Here is a 24120-nt window from a genome sequence, read left to right as displayed (position 1 = left end):
CACAGGATGCACGAAAGCATATCCCATTACGGGCAGATCGAAATGGCACAAAGGTTCAACTGAATTTCAGAGGATACCCTGCTGCACGGCACAAAAAAGAAACGGCTTGCCAGCAGAGGAGGAGCGCGCAGGCAAGCCGTCAATGGGAGGTTGGATGATCTGAAGATGGGGGGCACACATCCCGATTTTTAGTAGGGAGTGTTGCTTAACCGACCCGTTTAGCCGTCCAGCCGCTTGCTGGTGTCTTCTTTAAAACCCGCATGGGATTTCTTCAAAAAGGCTTTGCGCCAACTCTCGCTGAGAACAGCGGTGTCTGCAAGCTTCTGTGCCAAGGCTGGGTCAAGACGTGGATTGAACCGGGCAGCAATCACATCCGCGAGCACCAGATCCTCATGAGGACGGTCCAAGAGGCTCATGGTATCGCCCGCGCGCGCGCTGCCGCCTTCAAGAACGCGGTAGTACCACCCCGTAAATCCGGTCTTTTGAAATCGCATGGCCATGGAGGCAATACCCGTGTGTGAGACCAGCTTCCAGCAGGGCTGGCGGCCCTGGCAAATCTGCACCCTTGCGCTGCCCAAAGAGAAAACATCACCAAGGCACAAATTGCTTTCGGTCAGGCCCGTTGTGGAGATGTTCTCGCCAACTGCACCGGGTTTGAACAGGGCCGCATGCTCTGGAAACTCCTCTGCCCACCGCGCGTAATGTTCGGCAGCATAGTGATGCAGTGCCTTTTCCGGCCCGCCATGAACCTCCAGATCCGCTTGCTCATCCTCTAGAAAACCGAGTTTGTTCAACTCCAGCGGCCCTTCCCGATACTTTTTGCGTATCGCTGAGGGCGCCTTGTCCTGCCACAGACGTTCCGATTTGCCTACGTAAAGGCCGGTAATGCGCGCTGAAAGGGTCATAGCCAGTCTCCTGTAAAGGTGGCTAGTTCCTACGCTCTCTCCGCTCAGTTGTACAGCTTGAAGCGGAGTACAAGATTTTCAACAAAGCGCAGAAAAGGAAATTTCGGTCTTTGAAGAAGTTAGCTGTCGAATACAACCGTCTTGCTGGATGACAGGTCTTCGCCTGCTGCGATGACTTGACTGGTTAATAGAAGGTTACCGAAAAACCTGTATAAAACTTTGTTTTCCGTACTGTTTCTGATGTGCCTAGTGCAATTGCATCATGCGTAAAAGTAACAACTATGGCATTTAAAGGGCAAATCGTTCTCATTTGGCTCTTTTTAGGGCCATTGTTCGGAAGGCCCTAGAATGAAAAGCTGCAGCACTCGCGCACCAAAATATTCAACTCTTTCGCTTAGACCTTTTTTGTTGGCAACCACGGCAATAACAATTCTGTGTGTGCCGACTGCCAAGGGCATGGCTGCTGATCTTGATCTGTCAAATGAGGCCCGAACGATCTCGGATGAGCAAACGTTCAACAGTGTGATTGTGCGCGACGACGCGTCACTAACTATTGATAGTTCAGGTAAACTGATCGCTCAGGATGGACCGTCCGGATACGGAAGGGTCGATCTTGGGGGCAGTTACGCAGACAAGACAACTGTGCTGAGTGTTAACGGAGGCACTTTAGAGGCCGAGAGTTCGCTCCATGTGAGCGGCGCAAATGTGGTCGCAGAGTTCTTGAATGGAGCCTCCGCGAGCTTTGGTCAAGTTTGGGTATCTGACACGTTTTACCAAGATACAACAGCCTACATGCGTATTGATGGTGTAGGGACAGAAGTAGAGTTCAGGGGCACGTCATTCGTCGGCCAACGTGACACAGGGTATCTGGAACTGAGCAATTCCGCGAAACTCTCCACACAGGGAGATTTTTGGTTGGGGCACCTCAACGGTACGGCCCACATCTCCATTTCATCCGGCGCAGTTTTGAGCAGCAAGAACCTTGAAGCTCAGTCGGGCGGTGCGGTTGCTGTTAATGTGGACGGCGGGACCATACAAGCACTTGAAGACAATGCCTCTTTTATCTCAGGCTTTGACTCTAACGATACATTTACATTGTCCGGTTCTGGGCTGACTTTGGACACTCAGGCCTTCAACGTGGGAGTACAAGCCGATCTTTCTGGCGATGGGGGCCTGACCAAGACCGGTACCGGCACGCTCATATTGACCGGTACCAATACATATTCGGGAATTACTTGGCTCAACGAGGGTACTCTACAAGGTACGGCAGATAGCCTCCAAGGGTATATTTCGTCCTCTACAGGAACAACTCTCACATTTGATCAGGCAACGAGCGGCACTTCTTCTGTAAGGTACGTCGGGGATGGCCGCCTCGTAAAAACGGGTACCGGCACTGTCACACTGACAGGGACCAATAGCCATACGGGCGGCACTGTTGTTGAACAAGGGACACTATCTGGCCGAACGTCCAATCTGATTGGTGACATTTCCGTTGCAAATGGCGCAACGTTGGAGGTGAACCCTCCATCGGGCTCTACTGCGGATACCAGTTTTACAGCAAACGTTTCGGGTGAAGGGCGCCTTGTGAAGACCGGGCCAGAATCGCTTGTGCTAGAGGGGCAGTACACCCATACCGGCGGCACCCGCATTGAGGGCGGATCTCTGGTCGTAAAGTCAAGCAACCTGCAGGGCGATATTGATATCTCAGATGAGGGCTGGCTGAGATTTTATCAAGAAACCAGTGGCACTCACACTGGCAACATCACTGGTGGCGGCAAAATCGACAAATACGGGTCCGGCACTCTCATACTGACTGGCATGAATACCTATACTGGCGGAACGACAGTCAGCAAAGGCACTCTGGCGGGCAATACCGACAGCCTACAGGGGCAGTTTGCGCTCTATTACAACTCCAATATCCGTTTCGATCAGGATACCGATGGCACTTTCAACGGTGACATCTGGGGTAATGGAACGGTCACAAAACGCGGTACGGGCACGCTCACTTTGACCGATGAGATCAATGTTTTCAATGGGGTCACCATTGAAGAAGGTCGGCTTGTTGGCACCACTGAGAATTTGAAAAGCAGTGTCGACGTTGAGAGTGGGGCTGAGTTCGAACTGGATCAGAATGATGACGGCACTTTTTACGGTGTCATCAGTGGTGAAGGCAAGCTGATCAAGTCTGGCGAGGGCGACATCACTCTTACGGCCGCCAACACCTACTCCGGCGGCACCTTGATCAATGGCGGCGTTCTTACAGTCTCTCACATCAGTCAGCTCGGTACCGGTGCCATTTCTTTGAATGGGGGTACCTTCCGCACGACCGGCACAGAGGCAATCGAGCTCGATAACTTCGATCTGGATGGCGCGAATGGAACGGTGGATGTTTCCGGCAACACCCTGTCGCTCACCGGCGCAGTGACCACCGCAGGCCGTCTTGAAAAAACCGGTCTGGGCGACCTCCACCTTGATGCCGCCAACAACGTTGTTGGTGGCACGACAATCGTCAGAGACGGCAAGCTGGTGGTTGGCTCTTCTTCTGACAAGAACACGGCAAGCCTGCAAAGTAACGTTGAAGTCGAAGGCACGGGTGTTTTGGGTGGTCATGGCTCCATTATTGGCAATGTCACGAACAACAACGGCCGAATCGCGCCGGGCAACTCCATTGGCGTGACGACCATTAACGGCAACTACTCTGGCATTGGCGTGCTGGAAATCGAGGTGGAAGGCAACGTCAATGCCTCTCTTGCCAAGGCCGATCAGCTGGTTGTCACAGGTGATGTGGACATCAGCGGCACCACGCTTGAGCTGGTGATGACGCCAAACGACTCCACCCAGTGGGACGTTGCCCCAACAGGTCCGTTCATCATCCTTGACAATCAGGGCACAAACGCCATCACCGGCACTTTTACTGAGGTAAAGGACATCAACGACCTGTTGTTCCTTGATGAGACGCTTGACTATGCATCGGGCGATGGCAACGACATCTCCCTGACCTTGACCCGCAACGATGTAACCTTTGAAATCGCGGATGCCTCGGTCAACCAGAACGCGGTTGGCGCGGTTATTGGGTCCATGGACACCTCCAATGCGGTCTACAACGCTGTTGTGATGAGCACCTCCTCTGAAGCTGAGGCCGCCGCCGCCTATGACAGTTTGTCCGGCGAAATCAACGCTTCCGCACGCGGTGCGCTCATTGAAGACAGCCGCTTTGCCCGCACTGCGGCTGCCGATCGCCTCTATGAGGCCTCCGCCGGCGATGCCGCCCGTGTCGGGTCTGACCTGAGCACCGAAAAACTCGGCAGCCTTGCGCTGTGGAGCCAGGCTTTCGGCAGCTGGGGCCAGTCTGATGCAGATGGCAATGCCGCTGAAATGGACCGTTCAACCGGCGGCGTCATGTTCGGTGCGGACGCGCTTGCCTTTGGCACCGCCCGCGTGGGCGTGATGGGCGGCTACAGCACCTCCAACATGGATGTGGATGACCGCCAGTCTTCCATGGACAGCGACAACTACACCATCGGCGCTTACATCGGATCGCAGTTTGACCAGTTCAAAGTGCGCGGCGGCATGGCGGCCACCTGGCACCAGATGGACGGTAAGCGCGCTGTGTCCTTGGGCGGCGGTACGTTTACCGACAGCGTGACCTCCGATCAGGATGCCATGACCTATCAGGCCTTCGGTGAACTGGGCTACGGCTTTGATGTTTCTGGTGTTTATCTGGAGCCATTTGCAGGCCTTGCCTATGTCAACCTGGAGAGTGACGGCTTCACCGAGGAAGGCGGCAACGCAGTTCTGACAGCAGATGACCAGAGCGATGACGTTTTGTTCACCACCCTGGGTCTGCGGGTTGCGTCCACCTTCATGCTTGGCGACACCGCCATCACCGCACGCGGCATGGCTGGCTGGCAGCATGCATCTGAGGAAACCATTGATTTCACTCAGAGCTTTGCATCCGGCGGCAACAGCTTCACCGTGGAAGGGACGCCAATTGCACAGGATGTTGGCCTTGTGGAAGCAGGCTTTGCAGCAGCCCTCAGCGATCGCGCCAGCGTGGGCGTGACCTACTCCGGTCAGATCGCATCGGATGCCCAGAACCACGGCCTCAACGCCCGGTTTAACCTGCAATTCTAAGGGCTTATTCACCAACCCGGCGTCTTCAGAAATCCATTGGGTTTCTGAAGACGCAGAAAACAGCTAGTATTTTCAAAGGGAAACTTTTGATAGTCTAGGCTGGCTACCTGAGGTGAATTCACCGGTCTGGGTTGGGAGAAACGCATGCAGGTCATAATTGCCGACGACAAGACGGATTTGGACGCCCGGGCCGCTGAACTGGGCGTTCAGCTTATCAAGAAGGCCATCTCAGAGCATGGCCACGCCAACATCATTCTGGCCACAGGCACAAGCCAGATCGGAATGCTGGAAGACCTGGTGAAACCTGAGCACGACGTGCCCTGGGACAAGGTCACCGCGTTCCATCTGGACGAGTTCGTGGGCATTGCAGACGATCATCCCGCCAGCTTTCGCAAGTATCTTCTGGAGCGCTTTGTAGCCCATGCGCCGGGCGTGGAATTTGTGCCCGTGGAAGCAGACGCCGAGGATATGGTGGCAGAACTGACGCGGCTCACAGATCGTCTGGACCAAACCCGCATCGATCTATGTTATTGCGGAATTGGGGAAAATTGCCATCTGGCCTTCAATGAACCACCCGCCAACTTTGAAAGCGGCAGCGCCTTCATAGGGGTACAACTTGATGATGTCTCCCGCGTCCAACAGGTAAAGGAAGGCTGGTTTTCCGACCTGGACGCCGTGCCGCGCACCGCGATCACCATGACCATTCCGCAGATGATGAAAGCAGAGCAAATCATTTGCGTTGCCCCAGATGAGCGCAAGGCGGAAGCCGTGAAACACACCATCAGCGGGCCGGTGGACCCGATGTACCCAGCCTCCATTTTGCAGACCCACCAGAACGCGGTTGTGTTTCTGGATCCTCAGTCCGCCGGTTTGCTGGAGACAGCGTAAGATCTGACCCGACTAGATGAGGGCTGGGTGAGCCTTGGGGACCGCCCCCAAGGCTTGCAGGTTATCCCCGCACCCGGCCTCTTGCGGTGAAAAGTTATGCCCGCTCGACCCAATGGCCATAGCGGCAGCGGGCTTTCCCTGTCGCACAGAACGTCATGAGGCGGTGCGCCTTGTACAACGTTGCGAGTGATACGCCCGATCCATGAGCGCTCCTCAGCTTTCTTCTTCTTCCAGATAGCGTTTGAGGCGTTCGATGTCGGTAATTCGTAGCAGGGAATTTGTTTTTTCCACCAACTCAAGATCGATAAGCTGAGTTACGGCACGCCGATACACCCGTTCGGAGCAGCCAAACCGCTCGGCCTCCCGAAACACCTTGTCAAACTGTACCGCTGGCCGGTTTCCCAGCTCCCGTTCCAACAGGTCTTTGGCAATGCTGTAGGCGAGGGGGAACATGAACTGGTTCGTGAGATGCTGGGTAACATGGTGGTAGGTTTCCGCCATGCACTGCGCCAACCAGATGATCACATTTGGCTGCTCCTGCATAACGGTCGCCAGCGCGGCGGGCGGAATGACGACCACCTCCGCATCCTCATCGCAGCAAATGTCGAACTGAACGGGCCGCCCGTTCAGGAACTCGATCTCGCCGTAAAGGCGGTCACCGGGCCCAAACCGGCCATGGCTATATCTGCGCCCGTTCGCCGCAGTGTAATTCACCGTACATGTGCCCTTGGAGAGCCAGTAAAGCTGATCGATCTGCTGCCCTTGCCGCAGCACAAAGTCCCCTTTTTTCAGGGTTTTACGGAGGAAGCCGGACTTGGATATCCACTCGGTCAAATAGGCCAGGCCCGCATCAGCCTGCTGCTTTACGCACATTTTCCTCTGGCAACTCCCACTGAGGCGGACAAATGTCCTGTTTTGAATCCCTAGCGTTATTTACCGTCCCTTGTGAGGAATGCACAGGGAGAAAATGATGACCGCCCACATTAACGCGGAGATTGGCGATTTCGCCGAAACCGTTCTTATGCCAGGCGATCCATTGCGGGCCAAATTCATCGCCGACACATACCTGCAAGATGTGCGCGAAGTAACCAACGTGCGCAATATGCTGGGCTTTACAGGCACTTACAAAGGAATGCCACTCTCCGTGATGGGACACGGAATGGGCATGCCTTCCATTTCCATTTACGCTCATGAGCTGATCCACGAATACGGCGTCAAGAAGTTGATGCGCATTGGCAGCTGCGGCGCGGTTTGCGAAGAGTTGAAGCTGCTGGACCTTGTTGTTGCAACAGGGGCAAGCTGCTCCTCCTCCATCAACCGGGAGCGGTTCTCAGGTTATGACTTTGCAGCCGTACCAGATTTTGCGCTGCTGAAGGCCTGCGCCGACACTGCGGAGAAACTGAAGCTTTCGCCCGCCTTCGGCAACATTTTGTCGGACGATCTGTTTTACGGGTCGAGCCCGGCGCTGCTTCCAGCCATGCAGAAGATGAACATTCTGGCGGTTGAGATGGAAGCGGCAGCGTTGTTTGCCATTGCGGCCGAAGCGCGGGTTCAGGCGCTGTGCGTGCTCACCGTGTCAGACCACCTGATCACTTCTGAACAAGCCACCTCGGAACAACGCCAGACCAGCTTTAACCAGATGATGGAACTGGCACTCGAAACCGCCTTTGAGGTCTCCAAATGATAATTGAAGCAATGGGCTATCTGGCCTCGATCACGATCATGATTTCCCTTTTGATGGGCAATGTGGTTTGGCTGCGCGTGCTGAACATGATTGGCTGCATTTTCTTCACCGCCTATGGCTTCGCCATCGAAGCATGGCCCGTGGTGTTCTTGAATGGCACCTGCGTGTTCATCAACCTCTACCACCTGTGGAAGCTGAAGAAGGACGACCTTCGGCCTTTGAAAGTGGTGAAGGCTTAGAGCTTTTCAGCGTCAAGATAAGAAGAACAGCGACCAAGATCAGACTATGCCGGAGGGATGAGCACGCCTCCGGCATTTTTGTTTGGCTGAGGACGATTCAAGAGCCATCGTCTTCGGTAAGCGGACGCACGCCATACAAGGTGTAGGCTTCGCGCATCAGTTGCTCTTCTCCCTTGTCCGGAAAGAGATTGTAGCTGGGTGCCCAGATGCGCTGAACTTTCTCCACCTGAACGCAGATGATGTTGCGGATCGGATAATCCGGCCCCGCCTTTTCCAGAAGCGGATAGGCGATTTCCTGAAACCCCGGATCGCCCAATGGAATGACCTTAGCTACCCCCTTGACTTTAAACCCCTTTTGCCGAAATACGTCGACGAAACTCACGCACACCTTGTTGTAGGTGTTCAGGTTTCGAATACTGCCACGCGAGGCAATGTCGGCAATGATAAGACGATCACTGCCATAGGCGCAGAACATTTCCTTGGGGCTTACGGTTGGAAATCCATCCGCGTCCACGGTCGCCAACCAGCACAAAACAGAGCGATTAATGTCGTCGCGCACGGCGTCATTAAGGTGCATTGCCAGTATCCGATCAAATTTGGGAAAAGACAGAAAAACCGCCGAAAATCATGCGCTTGCCATCAAAGGGCATGTCCATGTCGGGATCTGAAAAAACGGGATCTTGCCAGACCTTGGCTGAGCCTTCCTCCCGCGCTTCCTTGGAGGGCCATACCACCCAGCCAACAGCCACCGTTTCATCTGGCTTGCAGGCAACCGCTTTCAAGAACGAGGTGACCTCGCCCTCCGGCACATCCGCGCCCCAGGCATCCAGCACCTCTGTGGCGCCGTACTTTTTGAAAACCCGTTGTATTTCAACACATTTTTCTTGATAGGCGGCTTTGTTTGCAGTCGGAACTGCAGCCACAAACACGTCCACATAGGCCATTGTCTTTCCCTCGCACTGTTCGGTTGCCGCAAAGGAAAGAGTGCCCGAGATCCAGCCCGGGCACAAGGACCTTATTCCTGTAAATGCTAAAGGGAAATCAAATGGTTATCCCAAGAGGTTCCAGGAACTTGCGCTGTCAGCTCCAGATACTCGGAGGTGCCTTCGGCAAAACGCAGGCCGCCGGACCCGTCGGAGATGAGAAAGAACTCCTGATCGAGCGGGGCAACACCGCACCCGTCTGCAACCGCTTGCGCTCCGAGGTAATCCCCGGAGGATGCGTTCCAGAACAAAATCTTACCCCCTCTCGGGCAGGAGGTGACGATGACTTCGCCGTCGCCGCTGGCGGTAACGCTGCCGACGTAGTTGCTCAGCTGCGCTTTAATTTGCTGTGGCATTTCATGGATGCGGGGCGTGCCATCCAACGTGAAGCTGGCGATGAGCGGGGGTAATTCTGACTTATCCCCCTGATACTGCCCGCCAACCCAGACGCGGCCGTGCCCATCCATGGCCATATGGCGCAGGGATAACTGGTGCAAACTTGGATCAAGCTCATGACGCGCGCGGATCTCCCCGGTTTGCGGGTGGAGGAAGGCAACGCTTGGCAACATGCTGTCGATATTAAGCTTTTCCCGATCACGATCAGGGCGGGTATGAATGCCGCCATTGGCAATGACCAATGATCCGCAGGTGGGCGAGAGGAGAATATCGTGGGGACCAATCCCGCCGGTCTCCATTTCCCCAATCCGGTGCGGGCGCGCACCTGTCATATCATAAAGCCCAAGGACACCGCGCTTGTGCACCCAGTCGTTTTCCGGGGCATAGAGCACCTTGCCGTCTTGGGAGAACACGCCGTGGCCGTAAAAGTGGCGGTATTCCGGTGCGGTGAACATGACCGGCCCATCTCCAGCCATGCCATTGACATACATGGCAAAATTGCCCGGCCTGCGGGCAAAGGCCACCAGCCGCGCCGTTTCCCGGTGCCATGCGGCAGAGTGCCCTCTGTCTGGAAGGGGCGCTTCGAAAACCGATGAACCATCTTCACGCATTACACGGAAAGCAAAGCTGCCATCTGCCTTTCGAAACGCGCTGGCAAACAGCGGTTCTTCTGCGTTGGTTTGAAACAATCGCGTATTTTTTGCGTTGGCCAACGCAACGCCGCCGGGAACGAGCGTGGTCACTGCCAACCCGAAGAGCCCTTGCAGCAAACTGCGCCGGGAAAGGGGGAGCGCCCTAGTCACCATCGAGCGCATTGAAGCCTCCGCTCAGCGCGAGATAGCCGGCGACATTGTTGGCCAGTGTGTCCTTCAACCCATCAATGACCAGTGTCAGGTAGACCAGCTTCTTGCGCTCCTCAATGTCCTTGCCGATGACCCGGATCGGGCCGCCGAGTTCTTCAATGACGCGGGCTCCATTTTGGAACTCGAAGTTGAGGCTGTCCGCTGCCCATGCGCCGTCTTCCGGCAAGGCATCCATGTAGCCTGCCGCGATCAGCGCTTGGTTGATGCCCTCAAGCGAGGAGGCCATGTAAAGCGCCCCATTATGACTGCGCGAGAACGGTGCGCGGTACGGCTTGGCCTTTTCCACCGAGGGGCCAATGACTGGCAGCAGGATTTGATCCTTGATCAGCACCAGCCCAGTAACCATTGAGTTGAACATGAGTTCCGCCGCTTCCTTGTGGGTCTGCACAAGGGCGTGGTCGCTGGCGGGGGCGCTCAAGGTTTTGGAAAAGCCTTCAGGGTCGGCCCATGCGGCCTCAAGCTCCTGCGCCGTGCCCACCAGATTTCGGGTGAGGGCAACCGCATAGGCGCATTCGAAGCTTTCATGGTCGCCGCGGGCGAGCTGCAAGGTGCCGTCGGTGGCAAAGCCGAAATGCTCCAGCGCGGTGAGACCTTGAAGCGCAACGGACTTGCCCGCAAGGCTTTCGGCGGTGGTGACGCTTGGGTCTTCAGTGGCCATGATCTTGTTCAGCTGCCGCGCGATCACGCCGCGCCGGTCTGGCAAGAAGGCAAGACGCTGTGCGCGGTTGTTCTCTGCCAGCGGGCCGAAGCGCAAAAAATCCACCCGAGCCAATTGGGCAATGCTGCCGGAGAGCGCCTGACGGAAGGCGTTTTCGCTCTCTGCCGACTGCCCAGAATGGCACAGAGCCCCTGTGGCTTGCTCCAGTCTCTTCAGCTTCTCAGTGAGCGCTGAGGTCTCGGGCCGTATGTATCCCTCAATCAGAGCAGGGGCAAAACGGCTGTAGTCTGTTGCGTACGTCTGTGGCCGTTCAACGGCGGCCTCCTGGGCCCAAACGGCCAAGCCCCCACCAAGGGTGAGGGCGGCTGAAAGCGCGATGGTTGCCAGTGTCTTGCGCATCACAGGGACTCCAGAAACTTGATGAGCGCTTCGCGGTCCTGCCGCTCCATGGCGACCACCGACTGCTTGGCGGCTTCTGCCTCTCCACCATGCCATAGCACAGCTTCCAGCAGATTGCGCGCCCTGCCATCATGCAGGAAGTAGGTGTGATCGCTCACGGTTTTGGTCAGGCCAATGCCCCAGAGCGGCGGCGTTTTCCACTCCCGGCCCGAAGCTGAGCCAATGGGCCGGTCATCCGCAAGGCCTTCGCCCATGTCGTGGAGCAGAAGGTCGGTGTAAGGCCATATGAGCTGGAACCGGTGGGCCTTGGTGGGCGCATCGCGGCGGGTCACGTATTTTGGAGTGTGGCAGCTGGTGCAACCGGAGGCGTAAAACAGCTCCTTGCCGCGCAGCACTTCCGGATCATCCACGTCGCGGCGGGCCGGAACCGCCAGATTCTGCGAGTAGAACGTGACAAGATCCAGCACCGGATCGGGTGCTTCCGTATCCCCCAAACGTTCCTGAACGCCGGAGGGTTGGGCATAGCAGCTTTCCTGTGCCTCGGTGCAATCGCCGTAAGGGTTTGGGGCGTCCGGGGTGGAGATGCCGATGTCGCCGTTGAAAGCGCCTGCGGACTGGGCGCGCACCGTGGCGTTGGCCCCTTTCCAGCCAAAGCGCCCGAGGATCATGGCGTCTTTGTCTGCGTCATACACCCAGCTGGCGCGGCCAGAAATGCCGTCGCCGTCCTCATCCTCCGGGTCCACCTTGGCCAGAATGTCACCCTCATGCACTTGTTCAAGCAGCCCGAGGCCAATCATCTGCGGCGCAACCCGAGGGGAAATCAAGGTGTTGGGCCCAAACGGCCCAAAGCCCGGATTGTCGATGCCATAGGTTGGCTTGCGTAGCTGCACCACGGTGCCGTCTGCAAGTTCCACCGGCACGTCCTCATAGGAAATGGTCATCTGGCCTTCACCGGGAAGACCGGGCACGGCAAAGGCCTGAAGCTGCCCGCCGTAAATGGGGTGGGGAATGGACGCGGCCATGCCGCTCTCCAGAAGGGCCTTCTGCTCTTCTGTTTGCGGCTTGACGGAAAGGCGCAGGAACATGGATACCGCGCGCTCACCCGGTTCTGGCGGGCGGCCGCGGCCATCCTTCAGGTGGCAGCCTTGGCAGGAGCGGGCATTGTAAAGCGGACCGAGGCCATCTGAGGCCTGCGTGGAAGAGGGCGAGGACACCCACAGCTTCTTGAAGAGGCCGTTGCCGACCTTGAAGTCCTGCTCTTCCTCAAAGGTGATGTTCTGGGTTGGGTGGGAAAAAGCATCCCGGTTGACCATCTTGCGCGAGGTGCCCGCGCCGCCTTGCATCAGCTCGTAAGCTTCTGCAGCTGAGAAGTCTTCGGCGGGCGCAAGCACCGCCTGAATGCGGGCGCGGTCTTTTTCGGAAAGATCATCCCGGTGCGCAAAAACACCTTCAGCGCCGGACGGGGCGCTGAGCGAAAAAAGCAGTGAACCGGTGATGGCTAACGCGGCAGTTGAAAGAAGCGCGGCTTTACCGACCTGTGGCATGATGGGGCCTTAAATTTTTGAAAACGTGCAGCAATTTGGAAAGAGAACAAGGCGGGAAGGAAAGAACAGCCCCGGACTGACGCGTCCGGGGCTTTCACTGGCTCTTATTGGAAAACAGCGGATGGGTTATCCAGAGAGTCAGAGCCTTCAAAGGCGATGTCTTCCAGCTCAAGCACCTTTACGGCACGCTGGATGGAAGCCGTCTGGTCGATCAGCGCGTCGATGGCCGCCTGTACAACCGCGTTGCCTTCTGCGTTGCCTTCGCCAATCATCTGATCGTAGGCCTCAACCGTTTCCGCGCGGGTGTTGACCGCTTCAAACGCCGCAAGCGAAGCCGCCAGCTTTGCTTCCAGCTCCTCGGCAACAGCCGGGTCTTTCGCAGCAATCAGCTCCTTCAAGGATGCGCCGGAAACTTCCGTGCCATCGATGCGGGTGTAGCCGCCGTGGAACACGTTGTTGATGCCAACCACATCGTAGTAGTGGGACATGTGCGTGTTGTCGGAGAAGCAGTCATGCTCTTCCTCCGGGTCGTTCAGCATCAGGCCCAGCTTCATGCGCTCGCCTGCCAGCTCGCCGTAGGACAGAGAGCCCATGCCGGTGAGAATGGTGGCAACCCCGCCAGCTTCACCCTTGTCTGCCAGTTCCTTGCGCGCGTCGCCGCCGTCTTTCCAGTTGGCAACCATGTCTTCCAGATCGGAGATCAGCAGGTCTGTCGCCGCCTGAAGGTACTGAATGCGGCGCTCACAATTGCCGCCGGTGCAGTTTGCCGGATCAAAGTCCGTTGCCGGGCGCGTGCCTGCGCCTGCGTCGGTGCCGTTCAGATCCTGCCCCCAAAGCAAGAACTCAATGGCGTGATACCCGGTCGCAACGTTTGCTTCAACTTCACCGGCTTCCTGCAGCTGGTCTGCCAGAAGTTCTGCGGTGATAACCGTTGCATCAATGGTTTCGCCCGCAGCGGTGAAGGTCGGGTTGGCGATGACATTGGCGGCGTAGTAGGGGTTTTCTTCGGACTCGACGCCGTAGGAGGCATCGGTGTAGTCGATCATGCCCTCGTCAAGCGGCCATGCGTTCACCTTGCCTTCCCAATCGTCAACGATGGCGTTGCCAAAGCGGTAGACTTCGCTCTGCTGATACGGGTTGCGGGAAGCCAGCCACGCTTGGCGGGCAGCGGCCAACGTTTCCTCAGAAGGGTTGGCCACAAGGCCATCGATGGCGCTCTTCAGGTCCTTGGCGCTGGCCAGGGAGTCTTCATAGATCGCCAGTGCGATGTCGCCGTAATTGTCCAGAACGTCGGTGGAAGTGGCTGCGCCCGCTGCGGTGCTGGCCATGATAACGGCGGATGCGGAAAGCAGTGCTGACTTGATCAGTCGCATGTGGTGTCCCCTGTTGCTTGCGCTGGTCGTTGCTTCTTCCGCGAATATTCGAAGGCTCCTTGAGCGACTTTGCCGGGTCAAAAAACCTGCGAATAATTCGCAAAAACTCGTCTCTGGGTTGGGACTATTCCTGCCTCACTCCGGCAAAGTCAACAAAACCTTTGATTTTTCAATAGTTTAGAATTGTTATAATATAAAAGTGACGGTCAAGCCCTTGAAAACATGCGAATTATAATCATTCGCATTTCAAGGTGGGCGGTGGATAACTTGATTGTAAGAGTGAAGTTTTGATTCTGACCACCCTGCAAGCGCGGATTTGAACCTACGCGTTACTATGTAGCCCCCACCGAACCACACCGCCGCCATACCGGAGAGGTGAACGCGCCATCCGGTATCTAGAGCCGCGAGCACTGAGCTGAGGGAGAGGCCGGGCTGGATCCCGCATCAAGTGCGGGATGACGGCAGTGGGGAGGGGTGACGTCCTAAGGATGACCGAGGGGGTGAGGAAGCGTGAAGGCGGAAAGCAGTGGGAGGCGACGCGCGGAGAATGACGGTGAATGGAGGCAAAGGTTTGAGAATAAGGTGGGAGACGCTGCCCAAACCGCCACCGTCATACTAGACAAGATGAGCGCTGCCCACACCACCCCTGTCATGCCAGAGAAGATGAGCACCACCCCAAACCACCACCGTCATACCGGACAAGGTGAGCGCAGCGAGGCGTAGATCCGGTATCCAGCGCAAAACAGACAGCAAAATCGGCACCACCGCTGCGCCTATGAGACCCAGCCCCAACCACACACAGCCGTCATGCTGGAGAAGCGAAAGCGCGCATCCGGTATGCAGAGCCGCGCGCACAGAGCGGGGTGAGAGGCCGGGGTGGATCCCGCATCAAGTGCGGGATGACGGTAGTGGGGAGGGGTGACGTCCTAGCGATGGCCGAGGGGGGAGGTGAGCGCGGGGGACGACGGCGGAGGGGGAGGCAGAGCCCGGAGAATGGCACGGGAAACGCGAGCGTGGAGGAGGAAAGCAGTGGGAGGTGACGCGCGGAGAATGACGGTGAATGGAGGCAAAGGTTTGAGAATAAGGTGGGAGACGCTGCCCAAACCACCACCGTCATACCGGACAAGGTGAGCGCAGCGAGGCGTAGATCCGGTATCCAGCGCAAAACTTACGGCAAAGCCGCTACCACCGCCGATCCGGTATCCAGAGCCCCACGCACAGAGCTGAGGGAGGGGCTGAGGTGGATCCCGCATCAAGTGCGGGATGACGCAAGTGGAAAGGCAACGCCCTAGGCATGCCCCGGTGGGGCAGAGAGGACGTTACCTTCCAGAGGGGTTAGTCCGTCAGATGCGCGGCGTGGAAGCGCAGGTGATCCTCGATGAACGAGGCGATGAAGTAGTAGCTGTGGTCGTACCCTTCTCGCATGTTGAGCGTGAGCGGGTAGTTCTTTTCCTGCGCGGCGGCCAGAAGGGTTTCCGGCAAGAGCTGTTCTGAAAGGAACTGGTCGGCATCCCCCTGATCCACCAGTGCCGGGATCTGGACATCTGCATTGCGCATCAACTTGCTGGCATCATACTGGGCCCATTGGTCCCGGTCCGGCCCCAAATAGGCCTCCAGCGCCTTTTCGCCCCATGGGCAGTTCACCGGGTTGCTGATGGGCGCAAAAGCGGAAATGGAGGTGTAGACCTCCGGGTTGCGCAGGCCCAGAACGAGCGCGCCATGGCCGCCCATGGAGTGTCCGGAAATGGCGCGTTTGCGCGAAACGGGGAACATCTCCTCGATCAGTTTTGGCAGTTCCAAATACACATAGTCGTACATCTGGTAGTGCCGGTTCCATGGTGCCTGTGTGGCGTTTACATAAAACCCTGCACCGGTGCCAAGATCATACCCCGGATCGTCGGCAACGGCTTCACCGCGCGGGCTGGTATCCGGTGCCACAATGGCCAGCCCGAGTTCCGCCGCCACCCGGTGCGCCCCCGCCTTTTGCATGAAGTTTTCATCCGTGCAGGTGAGGCCGGAAAGCCAGTAAAGCACCGGCACCTTTGCACCTTGAAAGGCCTGCGGCGGCAGGAAGATGGCAAAACGCATTTGGCAATTGAGCGCGCTGGACTGGTGCGTGAACTGCTTGTGCCAGCCGCCAAAGGACTTTGAGCTGGAGATGTTTTCGAACGACATGGTGCACCTGAGAACAAGAATGTTATTTCAAATGGGAGAGCCGCGCAGCTTGCCCGCCGCTCCCCATCATGAGCGGGTTATTGGGCGTAGTGAATGACAGAACGAATGCTCTTGCCTTCGTGCATCAGGTCAAACGCTTGGTTGATCTCCTCCAGCGGCATGGTGTGTGTGATGAAATCATTCAGCTTGAACTCACCGCGCATATATTGCTCCACAATACCCGGCAGTTCGGAGCGGCCCTTGACACCCCCAAAGGCGGAGCCCTTCCACACGCGGCCGGTGACTAGCTGGAATGGACGGGTGGAGATTTCCTCTCCCGCTCCGGCCACGCCGATGATGACGGACTCGCCCCACCCCTTGTGGCAGCATTCCAGCGCCGAACGCATGACGTTGACATTGCCGATGCACTCGAAGGAGTAATCCACGCCGCCGTCGGTCATGTCGATGATGACCTCCTGAATGGGCTTGTCGAACTTTTTCGGGTTGATGCAGTCGGTCGCGCCAAGCTTCTTGGCGAGTTCAAACTTGCTCTCGTTGATGTCGATGGCAATGATGCGGCCCGCCTTTGCCATGGTGGCACCAATGATGGCTGAAAGACCAATGCCCCCCAAACCGAAGATGGCGACGGTTGCGCCTTCTTCCACACTGGCCGTGTTCATGACAGCGCCGATGCCGGTGGTAACACCGCAGCCAAGCAGGCAGACCTCCTCAAGCGGTGCGGCCTTGTTCACCTTGGCGATGGCGATCTCAGGCAGCACGGTATACTCGGCAAATGTGGAGCAGCCCATGTAGTGATAGATTGGCTTGCCGTTCTGGCTGAAGCGGGTGGTGCCGTCGGGCATCAAACCCTTGCCCTGCGTGGCGCGGATTTTTTGACAGAGGTTGGTTTTGCCTGACATGCAGAATTTGCACTCGCCGCACTCGGGCGTGTAGAGCGGGATCACATGGTCGCCGACAGCCACAGAGGTGACACCCTCGCCAACGGACTCCACAATGCCACCGCCTTCATGACCGAGGATGGAGGGGAACACGCCTTCCGGATCGGCCCCGGACAGGGTGTAAGCGTCCGTGTGGCATACACCACTGGCAACCACCTTGATGCGCACTTCGCCCGCTTGCGGCGGCATCACGTCAACTTCCTCAATGGAAAGAGGCTGCTTTGGGCCCCAGGCAATGGCGGCTTTGCACTTGAGTGTTTCTGGCATGTGGATCCTCATCGGTTGAAGCGACGCTGCCGGGCCGGACAGCAGGCAGTCGCAAGCGCCTACGGGTTGTTACGTTAGCGGCAGTATAACTGATGCCCTCCTTGTGATAATCGGGATAAAATGCAAATTACTTTTACCAGTGGGTAACAATCTCCCGCACACCGGTGCAGAACAAGGATGACGCATGCAAATCTGGGAAGGCGTGAGCGAGTTTGTTGCAGTGGCAGAAACGAGCAGTTTTACCGCCGCGGCCAAACGGCTGGGCATTTCCACCGCCCAAGTAAGCCGACAGGTGAGCGCCTTGGAGCACCGGCTTGGCATCAAGCTGTTTTATCGCACAACGCGAAAGGTCTCGATGACGGAGGCCGGGCAGCTTTACTTCCAGCAATGCCGCCGGTCGCTGGATGGGTTGGAGGAAGCGGAGCGCGCCATCACCAACCTGCAGCTGACCCCGCGCGGCCTGCTGCGGCTGACTGCGCCTGTCACCTATGGCGAGCGAACCATTGCCCCGATCCTGAATGATTACCTGCACCGCTATCGGGACGTAGAAGCGCAACTGCACCTGACCAACCAGATGGTGGACCTGGTGGCGGATGGCTATGACCTTGCCATTCGGCTGGGCAAGCTGGAGGATTCAACGCTGATGGCGCGGCGACTGACATCGCGCACGTTCTATGTGTGTGCCTCCCCGGACTATCTGGCCCGACACGGCGAGCCCCACGCGCTATCCGAGCTGGACCAGCACCGCTGCCTTTTGGGAACGCAGGATACATGGCGGTTTCAGGAGCAAGGCCGCGCCCGTTCCGTGCGGGTGAAAGGCAAGCTGCGCTGCAACAGCGGGTGGGCTCTGGTGGACGCTGCGCTGAAGGGCATGGGGCTGATCCAACTGCCAGACTACTATGTGAAAGACTACATCGAGGCCGGGGCGCTGGTCTCGCTTCTGGAACCCTATCAGGAGCGGGAGGATGGCATTTGGGGCGTCTACCCCCACAACCGGCACTTGTCGCCGAAGGTGAGCTTCTTTCTGGACCACCTGACAGAGGCCTTGAAGGGGCAAGAGGCGGGCTGACATGAGCCTGCTACACGGCGGGGAAGGAACCCAACCCACCACCGTCATGCCGGAGAAGCAACAGCGCGCGTCCGGTATCCAGAACCGCGAGCACTGAGGTGTGGGCGAGGCCGGGGTGGATCCCGCATCAAGTGCGGGATGACGGCAGCGGGGAGGTGAGCGTGGAGGATGACGCAAAGGGGGAGGTGACGTCCTAGGGATGGCCGAGGGGGGAGGTGAGCGCGGGGGACGACGGCGGGGGGAGGCGGAGCCCGGAGAATTAGACGGGAGACGCTAACCAAACCACCACTGTCATACCCGACAAGATGAGCGCTGCCCACACCACCACAGTCATACCGGACAAGGCGAGCGCAGCTAGGCGTAGATCCGGTATCCAGAACCACGAGCACTGAGCTGAAGGAGAGGCCGGGGTGGATCCCGCATCAAGTGCGGGATGACGGTGGAGGGAGAGAATGCGCACGGCGAGGTGACGCTGGTGGGTGTTTAGACCTGAAAGCCGTTCTTCCCCTTTTACCGTCATACCGGACAAGGTGAGCGCAGCGAGCCGCCGATCCGGTATCCAGAACCGCGCGCACTGAGCTGGGGAGAGGCTGAGCTGGATCCCGCATCAAGTGCGGGATGACGCAAAGGGGGAGGTGACGTCCTCGAGATGGCCGAGGGGGGAAGAGTGAACCGCGGCGCGGGTTTGGCTCTATAACCTCAGGAAAGGCAAAGGGTCATGATCACAGTATTTTACGACGGGAAATGCGGATTGTGCGCGCGGGAGATCAACCACTATCGCAAGATTGCGCCGGAAGGTCGGATCACCTTCGCGGATGTGGCCACCTATCCCCAATGGCTGGATGGGACAGGACTGAACCAGGCGGATGCGCTGCGCTACCTGCACGCAGTTGATGCGGCGGGGCAGGTCCACAAGGGGGCCTCAGCCTTCACCTTGATCTGGAGCGAAATCGACGGGTGGCGCTGGCTGGTGCCGGTGGTGCGCGCCCCCATCATCAAGCAGCTCGTCGACGTGGCCTACGCTGGATTTGCCCACCTGCGGTTCAAAATGTACCGGCACTGCCGCGTTGCGGAGCTGACAGAACGCTAGCTGACAGGCAAAACAGGAAAGGCCGCTGAGAAAACCCAGCGGCCTTTTTTGTGTCCCAATACACCCCACCTTTAGTGGCGGTTTTTGACCTTGGCGTTATTGGAGAATCTCAACCCGGCTGATGCGCGTGCCATCTGGAGAGGTGGTGCGCAGGTGTACCGGCGTTGCGACTGCAGGCGGGGTGGCTGCATCATAGGTCTGCCAAGTGCTGCCGCCATCCAACGAATACTCGATGGTCAGGCCCGGAAACGCCGCATTTGCCTGCAGTTTGCCATCCGCCACTGTGGCACCCGGCACAGGCAGACGGTAGGAAACGCCGCCCCGATCAAGGCGCGCCAACTCGCGCTGGCCCAAGAGGTTGGCAAACCGGTTCCAGTCAGCGCGCAGCGCGTCGTGGTCCACATGGTTGGTTTCCCCGCCAACATATTCGCGGCCCGGTTCATAGTCTTGTTCCCATGCCGCCCGGTGCCACGCCCGCTCTGCAACAGACAGAAGACGCGGGAAGATCATGCTGTCCATCTGCGCGTCGGTGCGCACCGTCTCGCTCCACAGCTGAGCTGAAAGGCCTGTTGCACCCGGCCATTGCTTGTCGCTCTTGGCGGTGAAGTGGTTGCCATCCCGGTCAACGGACGTTTCCGCGTTTTGTGGCAGGTTGTCCGGCGCAAAGCTGAAGACCTTGGCCTCATCACTGAAGCGTGTGGCCCAGTAATACCCGCGCTCTGCCGGGTTCACCTCGTACGGCATGTCCAGGTAGACATAATCAGGGTTGGAGAGGATCACCTCAAAGCCCTTGTTGGCCCAATCCTGCGCACTGTCAAAGCCACCCCAGAACAGCGTATCCCAGAAGTTGACCCGCACCGTGTCAACGGCAAAATCCGCAGCGGAGCTGGCGTGCTTCAGACCATCCTGCCATGCCTGCATGGTGGAAATGCCGTTGTCTTTCAGGATCTTGCTCACCTCAACAGCGAAGTAGCTGGCAAGCTCGTCCACATCCCCAATGGTACCGGCATCGACCATGGCCTGACAGACCTGCGACTTGGCCCAAGGCTTGTCCTGAACGCTCTTGTCGATGGTTCCCTTCCATGGCACCAGCTCGTCGTTGAGGTCCTGATAGCCCCCACCAAGGTAGATGTTCTTGGCTTCATCGCCGCCAAAGTGCCATGTGGTCAGCGGCACGCCTGCCTCTGCATGCATGGCGGCAATTTCACTCACCACCTTGGTAACAAAGCGCTTGGACGAGTCCAGACACGGGTTCAGGTAGCTTTTGCGATCATAAAACTGAACGGAAGTGGTGTTGGAAGTGTCCGTTGGATCGACAAGGCGGAACTCGTTGGCCGCAACCTCGTTGCCTTCCGACATGTAGCGCTGGTAACGCGCTTCCATGGAAACCACAGCAGCACGCGCGTGGGCGGGCATGTCAATTTCCGGGATCACCTCGATGTGGCGGGCCTTGGCATAGGCCAGGATCTCCAGATAGTCCGGGCGCGTGAAGTGACCAGAACCGAAGTTGTCACTGTTCGGGCCAGAACCGAGCTGTGGCAGCAGACAAGTGGTTTCGGAGGGATCGTGACAGCGCTTGCTGCCCACTTCGGTCAGCTCTGGCAGACCGGGCACCTCAATACGCCAGCCTTCATCATCACTCAGGTGGAAGTGGAACTTGTTGAGCTTGTAGGCGGCCATCTGATCGAGCAGACGCAACACGGCCTGCTTGGAATGGAAGTTGCGGGCCACATCCAGAAACGCTCCGCGATAGGCAAGGCGCGGCGCATCTTCCACGCTGAGGTGGGGCAGGGTGAGGCTGCCGTCCGCAGGCAGCACGGAGAGCATGGACTGAAGGCCATAAAACAGGCCCGCTTCATCGAAGCCGACCACATCAACCCCCTCGGGCGTAATGTTGAGGCGGTAGGCGCCGCTCTTGGCAAGGTCGCCGTCAAACCCATCAGCGTCAACACGGCCCATGACCGGAGCCCCTTCGCCGCTGAAGTTCAAACCGGCACCTGCCATCTGCTCGCGCACAACGCTGAGCGATGCCTCAGAAAGACCCGAAAGAGACAGGTCAAGACCATTGGCAATGTCAAGGTCTGCCGCGCCAACCTCTAGCTTCATGGGGCTTGGAATGATCTGCCCCCGCAGCGCGGTCGCATCGAGCGGAGAAACGTGCTGATTTTTCTCGAAACGGCTTTGCGCGGTCATAAGAACATTGTTGTCCTTGGTGGTGCGCTTCCAGTTATCGCCGCTGATTGGTGCCAAAAACGCGCTTAGGTCTTCCGTGTCCGTGGCCGCCAGAACCTTGGGCTCGGCTCCCTCGGCGACGGCATACCAGCGCGGCATGAAGTCCGTTTCAAACAGCTGCCAGTACTCCCCGATGTAAGGCAGCGTGATGGACGCGCCCGCGGCAAGACCGGTGAACTTGTCTGTAGGTTCAAGCTTGTGCAAGTCGCCCGTAACGTGGGTGATCGTGAACTGATCGCTGTCCAGCTTCAGGATTTGGCGAATGCTATGGAAATACAGCGCCCAGCCGGTGCCTTCGATGGCGGTATCACCATTGGTCAGGGTCAGATTGACGGTGTTGCATGACCCCCAATCAGCGCCCAATGACGAACAATCAACGCCATCTTCAGCAGCCTGATTATCGAGGACCTGAAACTTGACGGAGATTTCGCTCAAGGCATCCACCAGCTGATGTGGTGTTTGATCGGCCTGAGCCGTAGAAAGGCCCAGCAGCAAGGGAACCATCGCTGCCAAAGGTCCTGAAAGATTTCGCATTCGCCACCCCACGAGTTGCAGTGAGCCTTGCCGACGCCGTTCACCCGAAAGGGTTTCGGCGGAAGGTTCACCAAACCATTAAGTCCTAAGGAACACCGCAGGTTCGGTTGACGACGCGTCCTCCCATTCAGGCCTTGCCGTCTCCTCCCATCATCTGCGGATTTCAGGAATTTAGCATATCCACCTGAAATATATCGTCGTTTCTCAACTAAAGGTGGTGGTCTGTGGAAGACCGAACCCACTGGCTCCCCTAGGTTATGAGGGTGTTGGGACGTTTATTCTTGATGGGCCAGCCTGTTAGAGCAATCCTAAACAACAGTAGGTTTACGTAGTGTCATGAGGAAGGGTTTATCAGGCCACTCGGTGAGCGGCGCTTTGTTCTCAAAACTTCGAGATGAAGATCTAACGGTCGGGCATATCCATGGAGAGATTGGTTGTCTCGCGAGGCGGCGAATGCCAAATGCGGTTGATTGCCGGCAAGGAGGATGCCTCCCGGCCTGTTTTGGTGTTGGGCCGCAGCAATCGATCTTTTCGGTCCATTCAAATCGATCGTCTGAACGCGCAGCTGCGGGATTGGGGCCTTGCGATTTGGCGTCTGGAGCCACGACCGACACCGCCCACGCAGAACGCCACTGAACCGGCTCACAGCTCTGCCGCGAAATCTCGCAGGGGCGGCTTGAGGGCGATGACACGCGCCATGAGCAGCGCCCTGCCCAAAGTTTTTGGCGGCTATCCGGGTTGGACGGACTATTTTTCCCCCAGCTTTGCGCAGGCCGCAGATCGCAGGGATGAGGTCCGCTCCATGCTCGACCAATTCCCAGTTTCTGCTCGGTTTTTACTGCTTGGACATTCCATGGGCGCACGGGTTGGCACCTATCTGGACCGCCATGCTCGGGTATCAGGCCATATCGCGTTCGGTTACCCCTTCCAGAACCCGGAGGAAGGCCCCGCCCTGTCACGGGTTCATCACCTGCGCAAGCTGAAGGTGCCGACCTTGATCATTCAGGGCCGAAGCGATGCCTATGGCGGCGAGGAGGTGGCAACCAAATACCGGTTCAGCCCCTCGATCTCATTTCTGTTTGTCGAAGACGATCACAGCTACAATTCTGCGTGCCAGACACTGACACGGCACATAACGTCCCGCGTCAGGGCCTTCATTTTGGAAACGCAAGACGGCCTGCCAAGTGCGCTTATGGCAGGCCGCGGGAGCGGTCAATCCGATCAACTGGACGGAAAAGCAGGGAAGTTGAAGTCTTCACGCACCTTGACGCTGTCATAGATGATGGTGACGTCCGTGATCTTGTCCAGCTCCGGCGTAAAGCAGAACAGGTCAACCACATCGATGGTGCGCGGCAGTGCGCCGGTCACCTGACGGTTGTAGCGCGCATGCAAGGCAGCGCGGGTTGGGTTTTCCGGACTCACCATTACCGATTGCACCCGAATGGATCGGTTGGAGATCTCGGTCAGGATGAAGGTATAAAATTCCTTTGCCCGCTGCTCTTCGAAGATGGGTGAGCGCACACGGGCATCGCTCGTGAACAGCTCCAGCAGGTAGTTCAGATCATTACCTTCCAGACGCCGGGCATATTCACGGCACATTGCTTCTGCTTTGGCGGTCCGTTCCGCGTTCTGTTCAGCGGCGATCATGTGGTTTCCTCCTGTGGTGCTCATCTGTTTTGCGCCGAGTATAGGCAGCGTTTTTCAGAATCGAAAGCACCGGATTTTTCCTGAGGCGCGTAGAGCGCGTGT

Annotated in this window: 19 protein-coding genes; 7 read left to right on the top strand and 12 right to left on the bottom strand. The window is 57.7% G+C overall.

The annotated features are described in order from the left end of the window. Nucleotides 1-218 precede the first annotated feature (218 nt). A complete protein-coding gene (locus PUV47_RS13860; protein ID WP_274219169.1) occupies nucleotides 219-905 on the bottom strand; it encodes an MOSC domain-containing protein in 687 nt (228 codons plus the stop codon). A gap of 456 nt (nucleotides 906-1361) precedes the next feature. Between PUV47_RS13860 and PUV47_RS13855 the strand changes: the two genes are divergently transcribed. Continuing rightward, nucleotides 1362-5039, top strand: a complete 3678-nt coding sequence (locus PUV47_RS13855; protein WP_274219168.1) for an autotransporter domain-containing protein — start codon at nucleotides 1362-1364, stop codon at nucleotides 5037-5039. Nucleotides 5040-5183: 144 nt separating this feature from the next. Further along, on the top strand, nucleotides 5184-5927 hold the full coding sequence (locus tag PUV47_RS13850; RefSeq protein ID WP_274219167.1) for a glucosamine-6-phosphate deaminase: 744 nt from the start codon (nucleotides 5184-5186) through the stop codon (nucleotides 5925-5927). A gap of 213 nt (nucleotides 5928-6140) precedes the next feature. On the opposite strand, the gene PUV47_RS13845 is transcribed toward PUV47_RS13850, so the two are convergent. Then, nucleotides 6141-6800, bottom strand: a complete 660-nt coding sequence (locus PUV47_RS13845; RefSeq protein ID WP_274219166.1) for a Crp/Fnr family transcriptional regulator — start codon at nucleotides 6798-6800, stop codon at nucleotides 6141-6143. Nucleotides 6801-6897: 97 nt separating this feature from the next. On the opposite strand from PUV47_RS13845, the gene deoD reads away from it, so the two are divergent. Both deoD and PUV47_RS13835 read left to right on the top strand, forming a co-directional pair. Beyond that, nucleotides 6898-7611: a purine-nucleoside phosphorylase gene (deoD, locus tag PUV47_RS13840; protein WP_274219165.1), complete on the top strand. Its 714-nt coding sequence runs from the start codon at nucleotides 6898-6900 to the stop codon at nucleotides 7609-7611. Beyond that, nucleotides 7608-7850, top strand: a complete 243-nt coding sequence (locus tag PUV47_RS13835) for a uroporphyrinogen decarboxylase (RefSeq protein ID WP_274219164.1) — start codon at nucleotides 7608-7610, stop codon at nucleotides 7848-7850. The genes deoD and PUV47_RS13835 overlap by 4 nt, the downstream gene beginning before the upstream one ends. Before the next feature lie 97 nt (nucleotides 7851-7947). On the opposite strand, the gene PUV47_RS13830 is transcribed toward PUV47_RS13835, so the two are convergent. From PUV47_RS13830 to PUV47_RS13795, 8 genes are all read right to left on the bottom strand, one after another. Next, a complete protein-coding gene (locus PUV47_RS13830) occupies nucleotides 7948-8427 on the bottom strand; it encodes a pyridoxamine 5'-phosphate oxidase family protein (RefSeq protein WP_274219163.1) in 480 nt (159 codons plus the stop codon). Between the two features lie 13 nt (nucleotides 8428-8440). Beyond that, complete coding sequence (locus PUV47_RS13825) at nucleotides 8441-8794, bottom strand: DUF1428 domain-containing protein (protein WP_274219162.1); 354 nt, start codon at nucleotides 8792-8794, stop codon at nucleotides 8441-8443. A gap of 86 nt (nucleotides 8795-8880) precedes the next feature. Then, nucleotides 8881-10044, bottom strand: a complete 1164-nt coding sequence (locus PUV47_RS13820; RefSeq protein WP_274219161.1) for a DUF1513 domain-containing protein — start codon at nucleotides 10042-10044, stop codon at nucleotides 8881-8883. Continuing rightward, on the bottom strand, nucleotides 10025-11149 hold the full coding sequence (locus tag PUV47_RS13815) for an imelysin family protein (RefSeq protein WP_274219160.1): 1125 nt from the start codon (nucleotides 11147-11149) through the stop codon (nucleotides 10025-10027). The genes PUV47_RS13820 and PUV47_RS13815 overlap by 20 nt, the downstream gene beginning before the upstream one ends. Then, nucleotides 11149-12693 (bottom strand): di-heme oxidoredictase family protein, encoded by a 1545-nt coding sequence (locus tag PUV47_RS13810; RefSeq protein ID WP_274219159.1) that lies wholly within the window; start codon nucleotides 12691-12693, stop codon nucleotides 11149-11151. The genes PUV47_RS13815 and PUV47_RS13810 overlap by 1 nt, the downstream gene beginning before the upstream one ends. A gap of 104 nt (nucleotides 12694-12797) precedes the next feature. Beyond that, nucleotides 12798-14066, bottom strand: coding sequence for an imelysin family protein (locus PUV47_RS13805; protein WP_274219158.1), 1269 nt, complete (start codon nucleotides 14064-14066; stop codon nucleotides 12798-12800). Nucleotides 14067-15401: 1335 nt separating this feature from the next. After that, nucleotides 15402-16241, bottom strand: coding sequence for an S-formylglutathione hydrolase (gene fghA, locus PUV47_RS13800; RefSeq protein ID WP_274219157.1), 840 nt, complete (start codon nucleotides 16239-16241; stop codon nucleotides 15402-15404). Nucleotides 16242-16318: 77 nt separating this feature from the next. Beyond that, nucleotides 16319-17446, bottom strand: a complete 1128-nt coding sequence (locus PUV47_RS13795; RefSeq protein ID WP_274219156.1) for an S-(hydroxymethyl)glutathione dehydrogenase/class III alcohol dehydrogenase — start codon at nucleotides 17444-17446, stop codon at nucleotides 16319-16321. A 184-nt stretch (nucleotides 17447-17630) separates the two neighbouring features. On the opposite strand from PUV47_RS13795, the gene PUV47_RS13790 reads away from it, so the two are divergent. Together PUV47_RS13790 and PUV47_RS13785 are read left to right on the top strand one after the other, a co-directional pair. Beyond that, the gene (locus tag PUV47_RS13790) at nucleotides 17631-18515 is read left to right on the top strand and encodes a LysR substrate-binding domain-containing protein (RefSeq protein ID WP_274219155.1); all 885 of its coding nucleotides are present in this window, start codon (nucleotides 17631-17633) and stop codon (nucleotides 18513-18515) included. 718 nt (nucleotides 18516-19233) lie between these two features. Further along, complete coding sequence (locus PUV47_RS13785) at nucleotides 19234-19605, top strand: thiol-disulfide oxidoreductase DCC family protein (RefSeq protein ID WP_274219154.1); 372 nt, start codon at nucleotides 19234-19236, stop codon at nucleotides 19603-19605. Between the two features lie 96 nt (nucleotides 19606-19701). Here the strand turns inward: PUV47_RS13785 and PUV47_RS13780 are convergent, their stop codons facing one another. Further along, a complete protein-coding gene (locus tag PUV47_RS13780; RefSeq protein ID WP_274219153.1) occupies nucleotides 19702-22371 on the bottom strand; it encodes a beta-N-acetylhexosaminidase in 2670 nt (889 codons plus the stop codon). A gap of 460 nt (nucleotides 22372-22831) precedes the next feature. Here PUV47_RS13780 and PUV47_RS13775 point away from each other — a divergent pair, with 460 nt between their 5' ends. After that, a complete protein-coding gene (locus PUV47_RS13775) occupies nucleotides 22832-23650 on the top strand; it encodes an alpha/beta family hydrolase (protein WP_274219152.1) in 819 nt (272 codons plus the stop codon). Here PUV47_RS13775 and PUV47_RS13770 read toward each other — a convergent pair. Continuing rightward, nucleotides 23593-24018 carry a hypothetical protein gene (locus PUV47_RS13770; protein WP_274219151.1) on the bottom strand — a complete coding sequence of 142 codons (426 nt, stop codon included), beginning with the start codon at nucleotides 24016-24018 and terminating at the stop codon, nucleotides 23593-23595. The two genes, PUV47_RS13775 and PUV47_RS13770, sit on opposite strands and share 58 nt — an antisense overlap. Nucleotides 24019-24120: the final 102 nt, after the last annotated feature.

This window comes from Pseudovibrio exalbescens, from assembly GCF_028737195.1.
GTDB lineage: Bacteria > Pseudomonadota > Alphaproteobacteria > Rhizobiales > Stappiaceae > Pseudovibrio > Pseudovibrio zosterae.
This window is presented reverse-complemented; position numbering and strand designations above follow the sequence as displayed.

Excerpts from the sequence above, each read along its gene's own strand:
- deoD (WP_274219165.1), top strand. The coding sequence starts at position 6,898 with ATGACCGCCCACATTAACGCGGAGATTGGCGATTTCGCCGAAACCGTT.
- PUV47_RS13770 (WP_274219151.1), bottom strand. The coding sequence starts at position 24,018 with ATGATCGCCGCTGAACAGAACGCGGAACGGACCGCCAAAGCAGAAGCA.
- PUV47_RS13790 (WP_274219155.1), top strand. The coding sequence starts at position 17,631 with ATGCAAATCTGGGAAGGCGTGAGCGAGTTTGTTGCAGTGGCAGAAACG.
- PUV47_RS13775 (WP_274219152.1), top strand. The coding sequence starts at position 22,832 with ATGCGGTTGATTGCCGGCAAGGAGGATGCCTCCCGGCCTGTTTTGGTG.
- PUV47_RS13860 (WP_274219169.1), bottom strand. The coding sequence starts at position 905 with ATGACCCTTTCAGCGCGCATTACCGGCCTTTACGTAGGCAAATCGGAA.
- PUV47_RS13815 (WP_274219160.1), bottom strand. The coding sequence starts at position 11,149 with ATGCGCAAGACACTGGCAACCATCGCGCTTTCAGCCGCCCTCACCCTT.
- PUV47_RS13810 (WP_274219159.1), bottom strand. The coding sequence starts at position 12,693 with ATGCCACAGGTCGGTAAAGCCGCGCTTCTTTCAACTGCCGCGTTAGCC.
- PUV47_RS13805 (WP_274219158.1), bottom strand. The coding sequence starts at position 14,066 with ATGCGACTGATCAAGTCAGCACTGCTTTCCGCATCCGCCGTTATCATG.
- PUV47_RS13820 (WP_274219161.1), bottom strand. The coding sequence starts at position 10,044 with ATGCGCTCGATGGTGACTAGGGCGCTCCCCCTTTCCCGGCGCAGTTTG.
- PUV47_RS13795 (WP_274219156.1), bottom strand. The coding sequence starts at position 17,446 with ATGCCAGAAACACTCAAGTGCAAAGCCGCCATTGCCTGGGGCCCAAAG.
- PUV47_RS13855 (WP_274219168.1), top strand. The coding sequence starts at position 1,362 with ATGGCTGCTGATCTTGATCTGTCAAATGAGGCCCGAACGATCTCGGAT.
- PUV47_RS13780 (WP_274219153.1), bottom strand. The coding sequence starts at position 22,371 with ATGCGAAATCTTTCAGGACCTTTGGCAGCGATGGTTCCCTTGCTGCTG.
- PUV47_RS13825 (WP_274219162.1), bottom strand. The coding sequence starts at position 8,794 with ATGGCCTATGTGGACGTGTTTGTGGCTGCAGTTCCGACTGCAAACAAA.
- PUV47_RS13785 (WP_274219154.1), top strand. The coding sequence starts at position 19,234 with ATGATCACAGTATTTTACGACGGGAAATGCGGATTGTGCGCGCGGGAG.
- PUV47_RS13845 (WP_274219166.1), bottom strand. The coding sequence starts at position 6,800 with ATGTGCGTAAAGCAGCAGGCTGATGCGGGCCTGGCCTATTTGACCGAG.
- PUV47_RS13850 (WP_274219167.1), top strand. The coding sequence starts at position 5,184 with ATGCAGGTCATAATTGCCGACGACAAGACGGATTTGGACGCCCGGGCC.
- PUV47_RS13830 (WP_274219163.1), bottom strand. The coding sequence starts at position 8,427 with ATGCACCTTAATGACGCCGTGCGCGACGACATTAATCGCTCTGTTTTG.
- PUV47_RS13835 (WP_274219164.1), top strand. The coding sequence starts at position 7,608 with ATGATAATTGAAGCAATGGGCTATCTGGCCTCGATCACGATCATGATT.
- fghA (WP_274219157.1), bottom strand. The coding sequence starts at position 16,241 with ATGTCGTTCGAAAACATCTCCAGCTCAAAGTCCTTTGGCGGCTGGCAC.